14 protein-coding genes are annotated in these 15,304 nt (G+C 50.4%); 5 read left to right on the top strand and 9 right to left on the bottom strand.

The annotated features are described in order from the left end of the window. Window positions 1-2: 2 nt before the first annotated feature. From mfd to SPK40_RS02090, 4 genes are read left to right on the top strand one after another with little or no spacing between them, the layout of a single operon-like run. Window positions 3-3,458, top strand: a complete 3,456-nt coding sequence (gene mfd, locus SPK40_RS02105) for a transcription-repair coupling factor (protein WP_330959255.1) — start codon at window positions 3-5, stop codon at window positions 3,456-3,458. A 28-nt stretch (window positions 3,459-3,486) separates the two neighbouring features. Further along, entirely contained in the window at window positions 3,487-4,296 is an 810-nt protein-coding gene (locus tag SPK40_RS02100; protein ID WP_330959254.1) for a peptidoglycan binding protein CsiV, read from the top strand. A 55-nt stretch (window positions 4,297-4,351) separates the two neighbouring features. After that, entirely contained in the window at window positions 4,352-4,915 is a 564-nt protein-coding gene (locus SPK40_RS02095; RefSeq protein WP_248140642.1) for a GNAT family N-acetyltransferase, read from the top strand. A gap of 39 nt (window positions 4,916-4,954) precedes the next feature. Next, window positions 4,955-5,428 (top strand): FKBP-type peptidyl-prolyl cis-trans isomerase, encoded by a 474-nt coding sequence (locus SPK40_RS02090; protein ID WP_248140643.1) that lies wholly within the window; start codon window positions 4,955-4,957, stop codon window positions 5,426-5,428. A 97-nt stretch (window positions 5,429-5,525) separates the two neighbouring features. Here SPK40_RS02090 and SPK40_RS02085 read toward each other — a convergent pair whose 3' ends face one another. The 8 genes from SPK40_RS02085 to hinT form a co-directional block, all read right to left on the bottom strand. Continuing rightward, the gene (locus SPK40_RS02085; RefSeq protein WP_330959253.1) at window positions 5,526-6,815 is read right to left on the bottom strand and encodes an NAD(P)/FAD-dependent oxidoreductase; all 1,290 of its coding nucleotides are present in this window, start codon (window positions 6,813-6,815) and stop codon (window positions 5,526-5,528) included. Between the two features lie 133 nt (window positions 6,816-6,948). Next, complete coding sequence (gene ycfP / locus SPK40_RS02080; RefSeq protein ID WP_330959252.1) at window positions 6,949-7,491, bottom strand: alpha/beta hydrolase YcfP; 543 nt, start codon at window positions 7,489-7,491, stop codon at window positions 6,949-6,951. A 108-nt stretch (window positions 7,492-7,599) separates the two neighbouring features. Then, window positions 7,600-8,454 (bottom strand): DUF6279 family lipoprotein, encoded by an 855-nt coding sequence (locus SPK40_RS02075; RefSeq protein ID WP_248140646.1) that lies wholly within the window; start codon window positions 8,452-8,454, stop codon window positions 7,600-7,602. Window positions 8,455-8,507: 53 nt separating this feature from the next. Further along, window positions 8,508-9,359 carry a phosphotransferase gene (locus tag SPK40_RS02070; RefSeq protein WP_330959251.1) on the bottom strand — a complete coding sequence of 284 codons (852 nt, stop codon included), beginning with the start codon at window positions 9,357-9,359 and terminating at the stop codon, window positions 8,508-8,510. Continuing rightward, complete coding sequence (gene lpoB / locus SPK40_RS02065; protein ID WP_330959250.1) at window positions 9,360-9,950, bottom strand: penicillin-binding protein activator LpoB; 591 nt, start codon at window positions 9,948-9,950, stop codon at window positions 9,360-9,362. It lies immediately after the preceding gene. A 74-nt stretch (window positions 9,951-10,024) separates the two neighbouring features. Then, window positions 10,025-10,420 (bottom strand): YcfL family protein, encoded by a 396-nt coding sequence (locus tag SPK40_RS02060; protein ID WP_248140649.1) that lies wholly within the window; start codon window positions 10,418-10,420, stop codon window positions 10,025-10,027. After that, window positions 10,420-11,817: a COG3014 family protein gene (locus SPK40_RS02055; RefSeq protein WP_330959249.1), complete on the bottom strand. Its 1,398-nt coding sequence runs from the start codon at window positions 11,815-11,817 to the stop codon at window positions 10,420-10,422. The genes SPK40_RS02060 and SPK40_RS02055 overlap by 1 nt, the downstream gene beginning before the upstream one ends. Before the next feature lie 71 nt (window positions 11,818-11,888). Further along, complete coding sequence (gene hinT, locus SPK40_RS02050) at window positions 11,889-12,239, bottom strand: purine nucleoside phosphoramidase (protein ID WP_248140651.1); 351 nt, start codon at window positions 12,237-12,239, stop codon at window positions 11,889-11,891. A gap of 417 nt (window positions 12,240-12,656) precedes the next feature. Here hinT and SPK40_RS02045 point away from each other — a divergent pair, with 417 nt between their 5' ends. Further along, window positions 12,657-14,654 (top strand): methyl-accepting chemotaxis protein, encoded by a 1,998-nt coding sequence (locus tag SPK40_RS02045; RefSeq protein WP_330959248.1) that lies wholly within the window; start codon window positions 12,657-12,659, stop codon window positions 14,652-14,654. A 106-nt stretch (window positions 14,655-14,760) separates the two neighbouring features. Here the strand turns inward: SPK40_RS02045 and SPK40_RS02040 are convergent, their stop codons facing one another. Continuing rightward, window positions 14,761-15,192, bottom strand: coding sequence for a hypothetical protein (locus tag SPK40_RS02040; protein WP_330959247.1), 432 nt, complete (start codon window positions 15,190-15,192; stop codon window positions 14,761-14,763). Window positions 15,193-15,304: the final 112 nt, after the last annotated feature.

The raw sequence follows: 15,304 nt of genomic DNA, 5'->3' as shown, positions 1-15,304 counted from the left end.
TCATGACAATACAGACTTTATTTTCGCTTCCGGTACCAACCAAAGCCGGCGATAAACGATTCGTCGGTCAGGTTTCCGGAGCTGCGCTGGCGATTGCCATTGCCGAGCTGGCCAAGAGTCATCAGGGGCCGGTTCTGGCGGTCGTGCCGGACACTCAGACCGCGCTTCGCCTGCAGCCGGAAGTGAGCCAGTTTACCCAAGTCGAGGTCAATGTGTTTCCGGACTGGGAAACCCTGCCCTACGACAGTTTTTCACCGCATCAGGACATCATCTCCGACCGGCTGGCGCGCCTGTATCAGTTGCCTACCCTGAATGAAGGTATCCTGCTGGTTCCCGTCAGTACCCTGCTGCAACGGCTCACACCGCGCACTTTTCTGCATCAGCATGCCCTGCTGGTCAGCAAGGGCGATCGCCTGTCACTGGAGAAACTGCGCCTTCAGCTGGAAGCCGCCGGTTATCGCCATGTCGATCAGGTGATGGAACATGGTGAATATGCCAGCCGTGGTTCACTGCTCGATTTATTCCCGATGGGGAATAACGAGCCGTACCGGATTGATTTCTTTGATGATGAAGTGGATTCCATCCGCCAGTTCGATCCGGAGTCCCAGCGTTCGACCGGCGAAATCGGCAACATTCATCTGCTGCCTGCCCATGAATTTCCAACCGATGAAGTGGCAGTAGAAAACTTCCGGATGCGCTGGCGCGAGCGCTTTGAAGCACGCCGGGAACCGGAGTCGATTTATCAGCAGGTCAGTAAACGGACCTGGCCTGCCGGGATCGAATACTGGCAACCTCTGTTTTTTGAGCAAACAGACACCCTGTTTGACTACCTGCCGGCAGACACCCTGCTGCTCACCATTGGCGAACTGGAACAGGCCGCCGAACATTTTCTGAGTGATGCAGATTACCGCTATCAGGAACGCCGCGTCGATCCGTTGCGCCCGTTACTTGAACCGAAAGAGCTCTGGCTGTCGGCAAGCGACATGTTCTCTGGCTTCAAAACACTGCCGCAGGTCAGACTGAGCAAAGCGCCGGAAGAAGAAAAAGCTGGTCGATTCAACCCGGCAATCACACCAGTGCCGCCTCTGACGATCAACCATCAGCTCAAAGAACCGATGTCTGCCCTGCGCAAGTTTCAGGAAAGCTTCACCGGCAAAATCATATTCTCGGTTGCCAGTGAAGGGCGCCGCGAAGCCCTGCTCGATCTGCTGGCACGGATCAAATTACGGCCAATGGTTTGCCTGAGTCTGGAAGAAGCGATGGCTGCTGCCAGTCCCTGCACCCTGGTGATCGGAGCTGCGGAACAAGGATTTATTCTTGAAGATCCGCAGCTGGCCTTTATCTGTGAAAGTGATTTGCTGGGTGAACGCGTCATTCAGCGTCGCCGACGTGAAGAAAAACGGACCGTCAGTTCCGATACCATTATTCGCAATCTGGCGGAACTAAAAATCGGCCAGCCTGTCGTCCATCTGGATCACGGCATTGGCCGCTATCAGGGACTGCAGACCCTGGAAGCCGGCGGCCTGACGACTGAATACGTCACGCTTGAATATCAGGGCGGTGCCAAACTCTATGTACCGGTTGCCTCACTACACCTGATCAGCCGCTATTCAGGCGGCGCCGAAGAAGCTGCCCCGATTCATAAACTGGGCGGGGAAGCCTGGCAGAAAGCCCGAAAGAGAGCCGCTGAAAAAGTCCGGGATGTGGCCGCCGAGCTGCTGGATGTCTACGCGAAACGTGAGCTTAAACCGGGTTTCAAATTCAAACTCGATCGAGAAGCTTACGCAGATTTCTGCACCGGTTTCCCGTTTGAGGAGACCCATGATCAGGCACTGGCGATTAACGCCGTGCTGTCTGATATGTGCCAGGCGAAAGCGATGGATCGGCTGGTGTGCGGTGACGTGGGCTTTGGTAAAACCGAAGTCGCCATGCGTGCCGCTTTTGTTGCCGTCGATAATAGCAAGCAGGTGACTGTGCTGGTCCCGACAACTCTGCTCGCTCAGCAGCACTTCGAGAACTTCCGCGATCGTTTTGCCAACACACCGGTCCGGGTTGAAGTCCTGTCCCGTTTCAAAACGGCCAAAGAGCAAAAGACCATTCTGGAAGACGTCAAAGAAGGCAAGGTCGATATTCTGATTGGCACCCACAAGCTGCTCAATGCCGAGGTCAAATATCATGATCTTGGCCTGCTGATTGTCGATGAAGAACACCGATTTGGGGTTCGTCAGAAAGAGAAACTGAAATCGCTGCGCGCAGATGTCGATATCCTGACTCTGACCGCAACCCCGATTCCGCGAACCCTGAATATGGCGATGAGCGGGATGCGGGATCTGTCGATCATTGCCACTCCGCCGGCACGCCGACTGGCGATCAAGACCTTCGTCCGTGAGCGGGAAGATCTGATTATCCGGGAAGCGGTGCTGCGTGAAATCATGCGTGGCGGTCAGGTGTATTTCCTGCACAATGACGTCGAAAGCATCGAAAAAGCGGCCCAGGAACTAGCAACGCTGATCCCGGAAGCCCGGATTACCACAGCCCACGGTCAGATGCGTGAGCGCGATCTGGAAAGGATCATGAGCGACTTTTACCACCAGCGTTTCAATCTGCTGGTGTGTACAACCATCATCGAAACCGGTATCGACGTTCCGACAGCCAATACCATCGTCATCAACAGAGCTGATCATCTGGGACTGGCGCAGTTACACCAGTTACGCGGACGGGTCGGTCGTTCCCATCACCAGGCTTACGCCTATCTGCTGACGCCACATCCGAAACGCATGACCAAAGATGCCGTCAAACGTCTGGAAGCGATTGCGTCACTGGAAGATCTGGGAGCGGGCTTTACGCTGGCAACACACGACCTCGAAATTCGGGGAGCAGGTGAACTGCTGGGTGACGAACAATCCGGCCAGATCCAGTCTGTCGGTTTTACGCTGTTTATGGAAATGCTGGAACAGGCCGTTGAGTCACTCAAAGCAGGAAAAGAACCATCGCTGGATGATCTGCTGCGTGAACAGACCGAGGTCGAGCTGCGTTTGCCAGCCTTGCTCCCGGAAGACTACATTCCGGATATCAACACCCGGCTGTCGCTTTACAAACGCATCGCCAGTGCCGGCAATGAAGAGTCGCTGGATGAACTGAAAGTGGAGCTGATTGATCGCTTTGGTCTGCTGCCGGATGCCACAACGAATCTGCTCACCCTGAATAAGCTGAAACTGAAAGCGGCCAGCCTGGGCCTGCGACGGATTGAAGCCGGCGAAAAAGGCGGTTATTTCGAATTTACCGAAAATGCCGCCATAGACCCCGGTTTTCTTGTGAGTCTGTTACAATCAAACCCACAACAATTCCGGATGGATGGCCCGACCAAACTGAAGGTCACAGCGCCGCTGACGGATCGCCGGGAACGCATCAAGTATGTTGACGGCTTCCTAACACAATTAGCTGAAAACACCCTATAATGGCTGCATACCAGTGCGGAGTATTATCTTGAAAAATCTGATTTATTTACTGCTGCTTGTCATCAGTTTGCCAAGTTTCGCAGAGCGCCAGTTTGACATTGAGATCATCATTTTCAAACGCAATGTGAATCCGGATCAAACCGGTGAATCCTGGCCAGACCAACCCGCACCCCTGGATTATTCCGGAACGGTGCAACTGAGCGGCTCACCACAGCTGTCGAACCGAGGCATTACCATGATGCCTGCCAGCCAGTTTCAGCTGAACAGCCAATTCCAGCGTCTGAAAGACCATGCCGGTTTTACGCCGCTCGCTCATTTTGGCTGGCGCCAGGGTGACCTGAGTAAAGCACAGGCACCAACCTTCCATTTGGTTGCAGGCCGTGACTTTTCTGAACAGTATCTGACAGATGGCTCATCCAAAGCGGAAGCAGCTGCACAAGGTGCAACAGCAATGACTGCACCGCCGAGCTTTGAACTTTCAGAAGACGCAGCTCAGGCAGCCCCTGCTGTGCAGCCAAACACTCCGCTTTATGAGCTGGAAGGTAAAATTCAGGTCTATGTGAACCATTACCTGTTCACCAATGCACAGCTGGACTTGCGTGAATCTGGCCGCCGTGAAGTGGTTGTAGGCACCGAACCCCTGGATGACCTTTCCACCGCGCTGAGTGACAATGTTCAGTTTGGTCAGTTACAGGAAGTGAAGAAGAAAATTGAGGTGGAAGAGTTCCTCAAAACTTTCCGATTTGATCAACAGCGTCAGATGCGCAGTGGTGAAACTCACTATCTGGATCACCCGCTCATGGGGATGGTCGTACAAATCCGACGTCTTGATTCATAACGCATTAACGGGGCCGTCACTGGCCCCGTTTTTGATCGACCGGGCAGATACTCAGATGAAACTGGATTATGTTTTAACCACTCCCCGCCTCTACCTCCGCCCATACAAAATGGTCGATCTGGCTGACAATCTGGCTGCAGTCCTGGAATCGCAATCTGATCTGGCCCCCTGGGTTGAGTGGTGTCATCCCCACTATAGCCAGCAGGATGCTCACGCCTGGATATCAGCCTCCCAAATGAACTGGAAACTGGAAAACGGTTACGAACTGGCTATTTTCACACGCCGTGATGACCAATTTCTGGGTACCGTTTGCCTCAATAACCTGTCCAGACTGACCAACTCAGCCGAATTAGGCTATTGGATTCGCAGCAGTTGCCACCGGCAGGGATATGCCTGCGAGGCTATTTTGTCTCTGGCACGTTTCGCCTTTGAAACGTTAGCGCTCACCCGGCTGGAAATTGTCGTCCATCTCGGGAATCATGCCAGTCAGAAAACCGCTGAACGGTGTGGCGCACGGTTTGAGTCTTTAAGCCGGAATCGCATATTCACACACGATCAACCGAAGGACGGCATGGTTTATTCGCTCATTCCGCAAGATATCACCAGGTTTTTAGGCTAAACTTCTCCTCAGCAGACTTAACAAAAGGTAGGAAAATCAGTGTCTAAAATTATCATTGCTGTCATTCTCATTGGCTTACTCGTTTTCTTCTTCCAACGCAGCCAAAGTAACAAGCAACAGGCACAACAAAATATTGAGGAAGGCAAAGCCTTTCTAGATGCCAACAAAAATCAGGAAGGGATCAAAACAACCAGTTCCGGACTGCAGTACATGGTGCTGAAAACCGGTACAGGCACAGTGCATCCGAAAGCTTCAGATCAAGTCACCGTGCACTACCACGGTACTTTAATCGACGGCACAGTATTTGACAGTTCAGTTGAGCGTGGCGAACCCATTGCATTCAGTCTGAATCAAGTCATCCGGGGCTGGACAGAAGGCTTACAACTGATGGTTGAAGGGGAAAAGGTAAGACTCTTTATTCCTGCCGATCTTGCCTACGGGAACCGCAGTATGGGAAAAATCGGCCCGGGCTCGGTGCTGATCTTTGATGTTGAACTTCTGAAAATCAACTAAATAGGTTGGGAATCCCCAAAAAGAAAACCGCCTGAACTCAGGCGGTTTTTTTCGGCCATCAGCCAGGGAGTCCCCCCAACCATGACCAGGCATGACATTAATGCAGTTTCAGGTTCGGGCGCAGTACGCGGTTGATTCGTCCGACCAGCATCATCAGACTGGTCTTAAAGAAGCCGTGCAACGCAATATGGTGCATCCTGTACAGTGAAATATACATGACACGTGCAATCCGCCCTTCAATCATCATCGAGCCTTTCGTCAGATTCCCCATCAGGCTCCCGACGGTAGAAAAGCGACTCAGTGAAACCAGTGAGCCGTGATCCACAAACACATAAGGCTTCTGTTGACGGTCTGTCAGCTTCGCCACGATGTTTGAGAAACAGCGGCTGGCCATCTGATGGGCCGACTGGGCGCGCGGCGGAACCAGCGTGCCGTCTTTCTGAGTACATGCAGCCAGGTCACCAATGACATAAATATCATCATCACGTGTGGTTTGCAGTGTGTCTTTCACCACCAACTGGTTGATCCGGTTCGTCTCCAGTCCGGCGATATCTTTCATGAAATCAGGTGCTTTGATACCAGCCGCCCAGACCATCAATTGAGCCGGAATATGCTCACCGTCTTTGGTGGTCAAACCGGTTTCATCAGCCTTGGTCACCATGGTAGCCGTGTGAACATTAACCCCGAGTTTGGTCAGTTCACTGTGCGCAGCTGAAGAGATCCGTGGCGGCAATGCCGGAAGAATTCGCTCCCCCGCTTCAACCAGGTTGACGTTCAGGCGTGAACTGTCCAGATCACCAAAGCCGTACAGACGTAATTCTTTGACCGCATTGTGTAATTCAGCCGACAGCTCTACACCGGTCGCACCAGCGCCAACAATGGCAATATCAACCGTTTTCTGTTCTTTATTAGCATGCAGTTTCAGGAACTGGTTGTTCATTTCCGTTCTGAACTTACTCGCCTGCTCCGGGCTGTCGAGGAAGATACAGTGTTCACGAACTCCAGGCGTGTTGAAGTCATTGCACTTTGATCCAATCGCCAGCACCAGAATATCGTATTCCAGTTCACGTTCAGGGATCAGCAGATCGCCATGCTCGTCATTCAGTGCATGTAACTGAATGACTTTCCGATCCCGGTCGATATCTTTGAGCGCACCCAGCTGAAAATCAAAATGATGATTTTTGGCATGCGCCCGGTAACTCAGCGCATCCACCCCTTCATCCAGCGAGCCTGTTGCGACCTCGTGCAGCAGGGGTTTCCACAGATGACTGCTGTTTTTATCGACAAGGGTAACGTTTGCCTTGCCCTTACGGCCAAGTGTCCGCCCAAGTTTTGTGACCAACTCAAGGCCACCAGCACCGCCTCCAACTACGATGATTCTAGTCACAGTCTTTTCCTCTAGTTTTTATAAATCTTGCACAAACCGACAGGGCAAAAGCCCTGCCAGGTATAAATTCTGACTGACGTAGAGTTTGACCAGGTGATGACTGTCATTCACCTGCAGAGGGAGAGGCATATACTCAATTTGTTGCTTTAAACTGCTTTATTGTTTGTAAGTGCTGGGAGATTTTTTTGAATTTATGCGTTTGGGTCTCATCCCAGATGACTCGGTAATATGCGTCCAATGTTCTGCTTGTTGATAGATTATCTAACACTTCATCTTCAGTTGAAAGTATGCAGAGACACTTACCGGCATTTTTTTCCCGAAAATCAACCACACATTTTGTTGCGATATCCGAGTACTCTTCAGGACGATCAATTTTACCTTGCATAATTGTTTCAGGATGTAAATTCGGGTTAAAGATCACTTGCTTAATACCGCAAAGAAATCCGATACGCTCGGCCCAGTAGCCGCCCAGGCCCACCCCACAGATTAAAGGGGAAGGATCATCGCTAGCAGAAATCTGCTTATCTACTTCTTTCAGCAAGTGCTGCATATCATGTTTGGGGTGAAACGTACTGTAAGTCACAGCTCTGACGTCGGGATCAATAAACTGCAGCTGAAGTACTTTTTCATGATTGCCGGGGCTAGTTGAATCAAATCCATGCAGATAAATAATCACTGATGCCTCCAATGTATATCCAGATTAATTTTGTGGATATTTACTATACGCAACATCCCTTCATCACCACAATCTTGAAATGGTTAACAGTTGAGCCAAATCATCAGATCACTGCTGAATCAGCACGGCAATGTCCTTGCGGATGACGGTCAGCTTATCAATGAAGTGCTGACGTTGTTTCTGAGAAAGGCTTTGATTCAGCCGGGTCATGACAGCAAACCGGCGTTGCAGATATTGATCCAGCTGAGGCTGAACCGGCGCATAACGAAAGGCAACAATATCTTTGAGCAGCCGCTCAAGTTGCGCTTCAAACTCAGGACGATGACGCTTCTCCATCAATGCCAGCCACTGCTGATACAACCCCTCGCGGGTCGAGAAAAAAACCGGTTCAATCTCCAGCTGATACTGAGCCAGCTCCGAAATCATGGTCTTTTGCTCTTCAGTTAAAGAGCCTATCCATTCCCGGCTGATTTTCTCAAACCGAGCTTGATATCGCTTGAGCTTCTCTTGCTTGCTCAGTTTGTCCCGGTCTTGACGCAACTGGTCCAGATCTTTGTTGACCCTGGTATTTATCTGTTCAACCTGAATATTGCTGAGATAACGAAGCAGATTGGTCACCGGTGGGGTAAAAACCGCAATCGTCTGCTCACCAAGCGCGGTAAAACTATGGTGATACCCCTGAATTTGAGCTGTCGTCATCGGTCGCTGCAAATCCTGCTGCAACTTCAGAATATGCTGATGCAACCGAGGCAGTTCCTGCGCCCGATGGATGGCCTGAGCCTGCCGGAGTTCACCGATAAAACGCGCTTCTTGAGCAGAAGTCAGACTGACATAATCATCCAGATACCAGGGAACCCAGTAATCCATCGTGTTATAGGCAAGCCGGGCAGTACAACCCGTGAAGAGAATCAGTGTCAGAAAAAGGAAAAGCAGCCTTTGCCGGCAGTTTCGGATCACAGCCACTTTCCCTCCTTGAGCAGATTACACTGCCCGGTTAACTGGCTGGCCATGGCTCATCAGTGCGTCAGCTTTGCAAACAAAGCTTCTGCTTCAAGACGATAGGATGGATCCTGCCACAGATTTGCGCCAGCATAATACCAAAGCATAGCCAAGAAATCGCACCACGGAAGCCATTGCAAAACAGCTTCTGAGACAACCTCGGCGTCATACCCCATTTCCCGGGCATAGGTATTTACAGCCTGCTGAACGTTCAGAGAATTTGCCTGAATTGTCAGCGAGAGATCCAGCATCGGATCACCGGCAGCCGCATATTCCCAGTCAATTACCCGGATTCGGCCATCGGACTGCCGGATCAGATTGTAGTAACCCAAATCATGGTGACAGCAAGTATCCGCAAAACGACTTCGAGGGATCTGCCGGAAAAATTTGGCGCAAACACGCTCTAATCCGTCGTGCCTATCGTCAGGATGCACAGATTTCAGATAATGTTCTGCCCGCTGCCTGACCTCAAGCCGCCATTCCGGAACGGGTAAGCGGTGCACCTGCGTCTGAACCGTGATCAGCTCATTCAATGAAGGGGGCTGTTCGAAAGTTTCGCCTTCAAGCCAGGCGACCAGAATCCCCTCTCCTGTTCTGGCGACAGGCGCAGGAGACAAACCGATATGCTGAATTGCCGTAAGAATTTGATATTCGTGGTCACGGTTCACCCCAAAAGCAAGGCTTGCCTGACTGACGGGGCGCCAGACGGCTGAGGTGGTACTTTTACCGTCGGAAGGAGATGAGACAGGTTTTAATGTCAGTTGCCAGCAACGATTACTCAGCCCGCCCCCTAAGGGACGGGCCTGGATCACATCAAACCCTGCAATACGGGAGAACGGAAGTGCTCCCTTTGCGGAAAGTGATGGCACTTACCAGCCCAGCAGGCGCTTTGCTTCCTGCTTACGGATTTCAGTTTCGTCTGCCCACTCGATGAGTCCTGTTTCCAGATCCATCAGTCGCATGGTCATCTTGTAGTACACATCTTTATCGCTGCCCGCCTGTTTGACGATACTGGACAGGTTGCCGTACATCATGTACTGAGCACCCACCATTTTTCCGAACTGAATGGCTGTGCTCTGGTTCACCAGCTCATCGTTGTTCTGGAAATTCAGCTGCTTACGAACTGACTCAACACGCGTCATATCGACAAAACGGAAACGACCTGAGTTCAACAGCTTCGTACTGATAGAGTCAGTCACAGACTCAGTATCAATGTGCTCACTGGTTTTATTCTTGATGCTTTCGACAAAGATGATCGGACGCTTGCCAGCAGTAATAGCCGCCACAGAACCAGACGACAGCATGCTGTCTGTCATATCTTCTGCAATTTTTTGTAAATCGCTTGAGCCGAAATCAACCGTTGTGGTTTCAACCGCCTGAGCATCCCCGTAAGAAACCTGCTTCGCACAGCCGCCCATCAGTGCAGCAACACCCATTAAAGCAATGACGCGTTTTTTCATTTCTAACCCTTTATCGGTTTAATCTTGTTTTTTGAATGCTGTGCCGGCTAAAAAGCCGACCCAATCCAGAACGCTTACCAAGTAGTCGTGGCTTCACGAATGTAAATACGGTAGTTTTCCGCTTCAGGTTTTTTCGCCATGGCTTTAATCGTCATGGTGTCCTTACCGTGCAGAACAAACTGACGCCACGGACTGTCGCTACCGCCGATTTCCAGTCCTTTTGCATCATACCAGTAGAAACGGTATTGCAGCTTAATGTCACCATCAACTTTACTGACTACCGGCACGCCAGCCTGTAATAAACCGTTTTGCCGCGTCACATCAGCTTTTTCGATGCCTACTTTGTTCGCCAGCTGAGGGTTCGCAATGACAACACTCTGATTACTGCTGTCGATGCTGATCCCTGATGTTGTCGTCCGGGCACATGCCGTCATCATCAGCGCCAAGCAAATCGCTATCACATATTTCATCAGTTTCCTCCTAATAGCACGGACCAACCGTCCATTGTCTCTCCCTGACGGGATACCCAAACCAAGGTTGTTCTGCCTTGTTTCACCTCTGCATCAACCGAATGCCCCTGCCAGTGAATCTGGTGAGTCCCCGGACGCAAATCGTCCTGATAGAGGGTCACCTTTGCAGGCAGAGTCTGCCAGCTTCTGGTATCAGGTTGTTCAGTCAATGTGTTGAATATATTGGCCAGCAAATTACCGACATCATTGCCATTTTGAGCCGCAGCCTGCCGCAGCTGCTCTTTTGCAATCACTCTCAAAACCTGCCGTAAAACTCTCGCCGGCATGCTTTCGCTCAGGCTTTGCTTTGCCATTTGCGTCACATCAGTCAACGACGATGCATTGACTGCCTGCTCACCAATGCTGAGCTGCCCCGGCAAAATCACTGGCCGCGGCGGATAATAAGGCAGCGCCAGATTATGCAGCACGTTCTGACCGTTGTCGTTATACACCCAGTACGGTGTACGTCGGCCTTCCGGCGCTTGCACGACCCCTTGCTCATCTAAAATAATCAGGCGACCAGTTCCAGATTCCGGTGATTTCAGGGCGCCGTATTTTTTAGCCAGCAACTGCTGATCATTTTTCATGCCCAGCCTTACAGCCAGCCGCTGAACGGTTCGGGCCACATACAGGTTATCCGGTGCAACAGCCAAAGCGCGTTTGTAATCGATATAGGCGTCATTCAGATTCGCATCAGCTTCAAACAACACACCGGAGAGATAGAACAGATAGCCATTCTGTACCGCTGCCAATTTGTTCCCTGCACCAGGGTAGTTTGATAAAACGGCACCAATATTGTCGGAAAGCCCTTCATCTTTCATCTGGGTTTCTGCGGCCTGCAGCTCAGATTCACGCAGTTTCTTTGCGGTCTCCTGAACCATGTTTGCACGTCGCATTTCGACCAGCGCACCTTCCAGGTCATGTTTCTGAATGTAGTTCAGAGCCAGATATAAATGCAAAAAACCCAGTTCATAATCAGTGGCTTGGTAGGTGATCATATTGTCATTCGTGAACAATGACCCAGCCTGATTCAGCCCTTCCGAGATCTGAATCTGTGCAGCATCCTGCTGGAGCTTCACAGCATGATCTGCATACTGAAAAGCCGATAAACTGTCCGGGTAGTCCCTTGTGAGAAAGTTCAGTCGCCCGCGTTCCATTCCATCCAGGATAGGACCAGCAGGTTCTTCAGGCAGCGCCTCCAGCGCCGTCTGGTATTGCCCACTAACCAACGCATGCCTGCTGGCAGTTGTGCTGGCACTGTAATGGCTGAACAGACTGTGTCCCGATAAATTGGTACAGCCGGCAAGAACAGAAGCGCAAAAATAGATAATCGGTGTACGCAGGAAATTCTTTTTCATTCGATCCTGTCTGTCATCTGGCAGTCGTCATACTTTATATGTGACGACTGCCAAGGAGATTTCTTTAACGATTAACCAACCAGCATCGGTCCGAGCGGGCGACCACCTAAAAGGTGCATATGAACGTGATAGACTTCCTGCCCGCCAAATGGATTGCAGTTCACGATCAGCCGGTAACCGTCTTCGGCAATCCCTTCCGCCTCAGCCAGCTTGCGCGCTACTGTAAACAGACGGCCCATGGTTGCTTCATCATCGGCTTCAACATGGTTCACCGTCGGGATCAATTTGTTTGGAATGATCAGAATATGACTGGGTGCACGTGGATTAATATCGCGGAATGCAGTGACCAGATCATCCTGATACACAACATCAGCCGGAATTTCCTTACGAATAATTTTGCTGAAGATAGTTTCTTCTGCCATGGCTAGCTCCATTTTCTCATTTCTTACCATCCCCGAGTATGCTCGACTCCTGTCGATGGCGCAATATTGAACACCGTTTTAAACACTTTTTCCAGCATTTATTTTCAGTCGATTCAAGTTTTTGCTACCCCTGGCAAAGTATGTGTAGATAACATTTGTTTATCTTTAAAACACTCATTAGCGCAAGCAAGGAGACCGAACCCATGAACGTCAGAAATCTGACTGTCCATAACAAAACCAGATGATATTTTGATGACATGGTCACGGCTTTCACATGACTTATTTTACGTCGTGAAGCAAACGTTGTATGACATCACATGACAATAACAAATTGATAAAAAAGAAAGGCTAAGCCACCAAAGTTTAAATGGACAGATTTTGCCGATTTCGGCACATGCTGTTTAGGGACGATAAGCAATGAAGAAACAAACCTCTGTTATCAGGCGCATGTATGCGGGTTTTGCCGTCATGATTGCTCTGTTCGCAATGACCAGTACGCTCACCCTGATGGAAACCAAAAACATTTATGGTCATCTTGAGACCGTCAATACAGAATCCTTGCCTCTGGTCACGGTGTCGAGCCAGGCCAATGTCGAGCTCCTGACTGCGGATAAAGTCTTTAAAGACTTCCTGACCAGCAATAATCAGACACAGATGAAGCACGACGAAGCCCAGTTTACCGAAGCCTATGAACAGTTTCGTCGAACGCTGGAACAATTGGTCGAAACAGCGCAGGATGACCCCGCACTGAGCAACCAGCTTGATGCGCTGAATGCCCTCGAAGATCGTTATTTTGCACAGGCTCAGGCTGCCATGAGCAACTACCGGGAGCAACTGGCTGCAAATGAAGCGCGACAGCAATCCATCCGCCGATTTCAGCAATTGCACCGCGATCTGAATGTCCGCATGAAAGATGTGATTGCGGATCGCAGCCGGGTGTCCGAGCTGATGCTGGCCAAGAGTTACTTTGACAAGCTCAGTCAGACAGAAGCCATTACTTCAGACGCCCTAGCTTCTTCTGATGTTGATAAAATCAACGAAGCGATCAAAAACAACAAACGACTGGTGAGTCACCTCAAGAATTCTTACCGGACGTTGAGCAGTATGATCCCGGATCTGAAGCGTACTTTTGATTCGCCCATCGAAGAATATAATCAGGATATCGGCCAGCCGGGCGGTGTGCTGGACGTTCATTTCAACTACATTCAGGCCCAGGAACGTCTTTATGCCAACATCAGTCAGCTGACTGCTGAAATCAACAACGCAAATTCGCTGCTGGCCAGCTTCCGGACTCAGGCTCGCGCAGATATGGATCGTGCTATCGAACAAGCGGGCGAATCTTATCAGTCCGGTGTGACACATACGATTCTACTGGGTTGTCTGACTGCCCTGCTCGCTGTGATCATCGGCTGGTTCCTGGCACGAAATGTCCGCCAGCCACTGGCTTCAACACTGCAAACACTGGAAGCTCTGACTGCAGGCGACATGACACAGCGCATCACGAACAACAAATTTGCGGAATTCAGCCAGCTCAGTCACCACATCAACACCCTGGCCGATCACTTACAGCAGTTGCTGCGCCAGCTTAGTGATGCATCTGGGGAGCTGACCAAGGTTGCAGCACAAAACCAGTCGACGACCACAGATGCCAAAAACCGCCTGCACGAACAGCGTCAGCAAACAGCATCTGTTGCCACGGCAATGACAGAGATGGAACACTCCGTGTCTCATGTCACCCAAAGCGCTCAGCATACACTGGATAAGGTCAAGAACGTTGAATCGGCTGCAGCCACGGGCCGCGATGTCATGGGCCGCAATATTTCGACAACGCATCAACTGTCGGAACAACTCGACGAGTCCGTACAAGCCGTTACCCAGCTGCAGCAAATGAGCAGTAATATCGGCAGTATTCTGGACGTCATTCGCAATATTGCGGATCAGACCAACTTGCTGGCATTAAACGCTGCCATTGAAGCTGCTCGCGCCGGAGATCAGGGACGCGGGTTTGCCGTGGTTGCTGATGAAGTCAGAATTCTGGCCCAGCGCACTACAGATTCGACCGGCGAAATTGAGTCGATGATCCAGGAGCTGCAATCCAGTGCCAGTCAGGGTGTCCGGGTGATTGAAAGCTGCGTGCAGGAAATGGAAAACAGTGTCAGTCAGACCTCGGAAGCCAGCAGCGCCATGGAAGAGATTGAGGCCATTATCATTGAGATCAGTGATATGAGCAGCCAGATTGTGCAGGCAACGGAAGAACAGCGTAGTACTACCGCCAGCATTGCCCGCAGCCTGGAAGACATCAGTGAAATTGCTGATGCCAATCTGGCATCCATGGAAAGCGTCACCAGTGCCAGCCTGAAGCTGGATCAGCAAGCCAAAGAACAGAACGAACTGGTGCGACGATTTAAATTATAGTGTTACCAACTGTCCAATGGCCGGATGATTATCCGGCCTGTTTATCATTTAAGATCAGTATGTTGAGTGCAGGAATTTGAGTTCACTGTATAGCCTCAAACACGCGTTACTTAAAATCAGCTTTTTCCGAGCTCCATCCTAATAGCTGCACTATCTTCCAACCTACATAAGCAATCGACACATAACCGTAACCAAAGATCAGTCCTAAAAAGCAAAGAAACAAAACAGTGGATCCAGCGCTAGAAAAACTGTTCGGTGGGCTAGCGAGCAAAGAGGCGATTGAAAGAAAAGGCAAAAAAATCAGTGGGGTCAACCACATGACCTTTTTCACTTCATGATCGCTTCGGTCCCTCATCCAATAGAGGGTACAAGCCACAAAAAGCGCGTAAGGAAAACCAGCAATCAGGACGGAGAGTACGATAAGTAATACAAGAAAACTGTCGGCAGCCAATCCAAAAGAAAAGTCCAGCAGTATGGCTATCAAGCCGCAGATAAAAGGAATAAAGAGGGCATATCTAAAATAGACTTTGAACGTCATCAACTGAACCACTTCCACTCAAATTTTATAAATTCCATTCACTCAACAGCGACATCGTTCTTTGTCAAAAACTGTGCGCTCATGTCTGAAATACTGACTGTTCTCAAAGTCA

This window comes from Photobacterium sp. 53610, from assembly GCF_036409375.1.
Classification (GTDB): Bacteria; Pseudomonadota; Gammaproteobacteria; order Enterobacterales; family Vibrionaceae; genus Photobacterium.
This window is presented reverse-complemented; position numbering and strand designations above follow the sequence as displayed.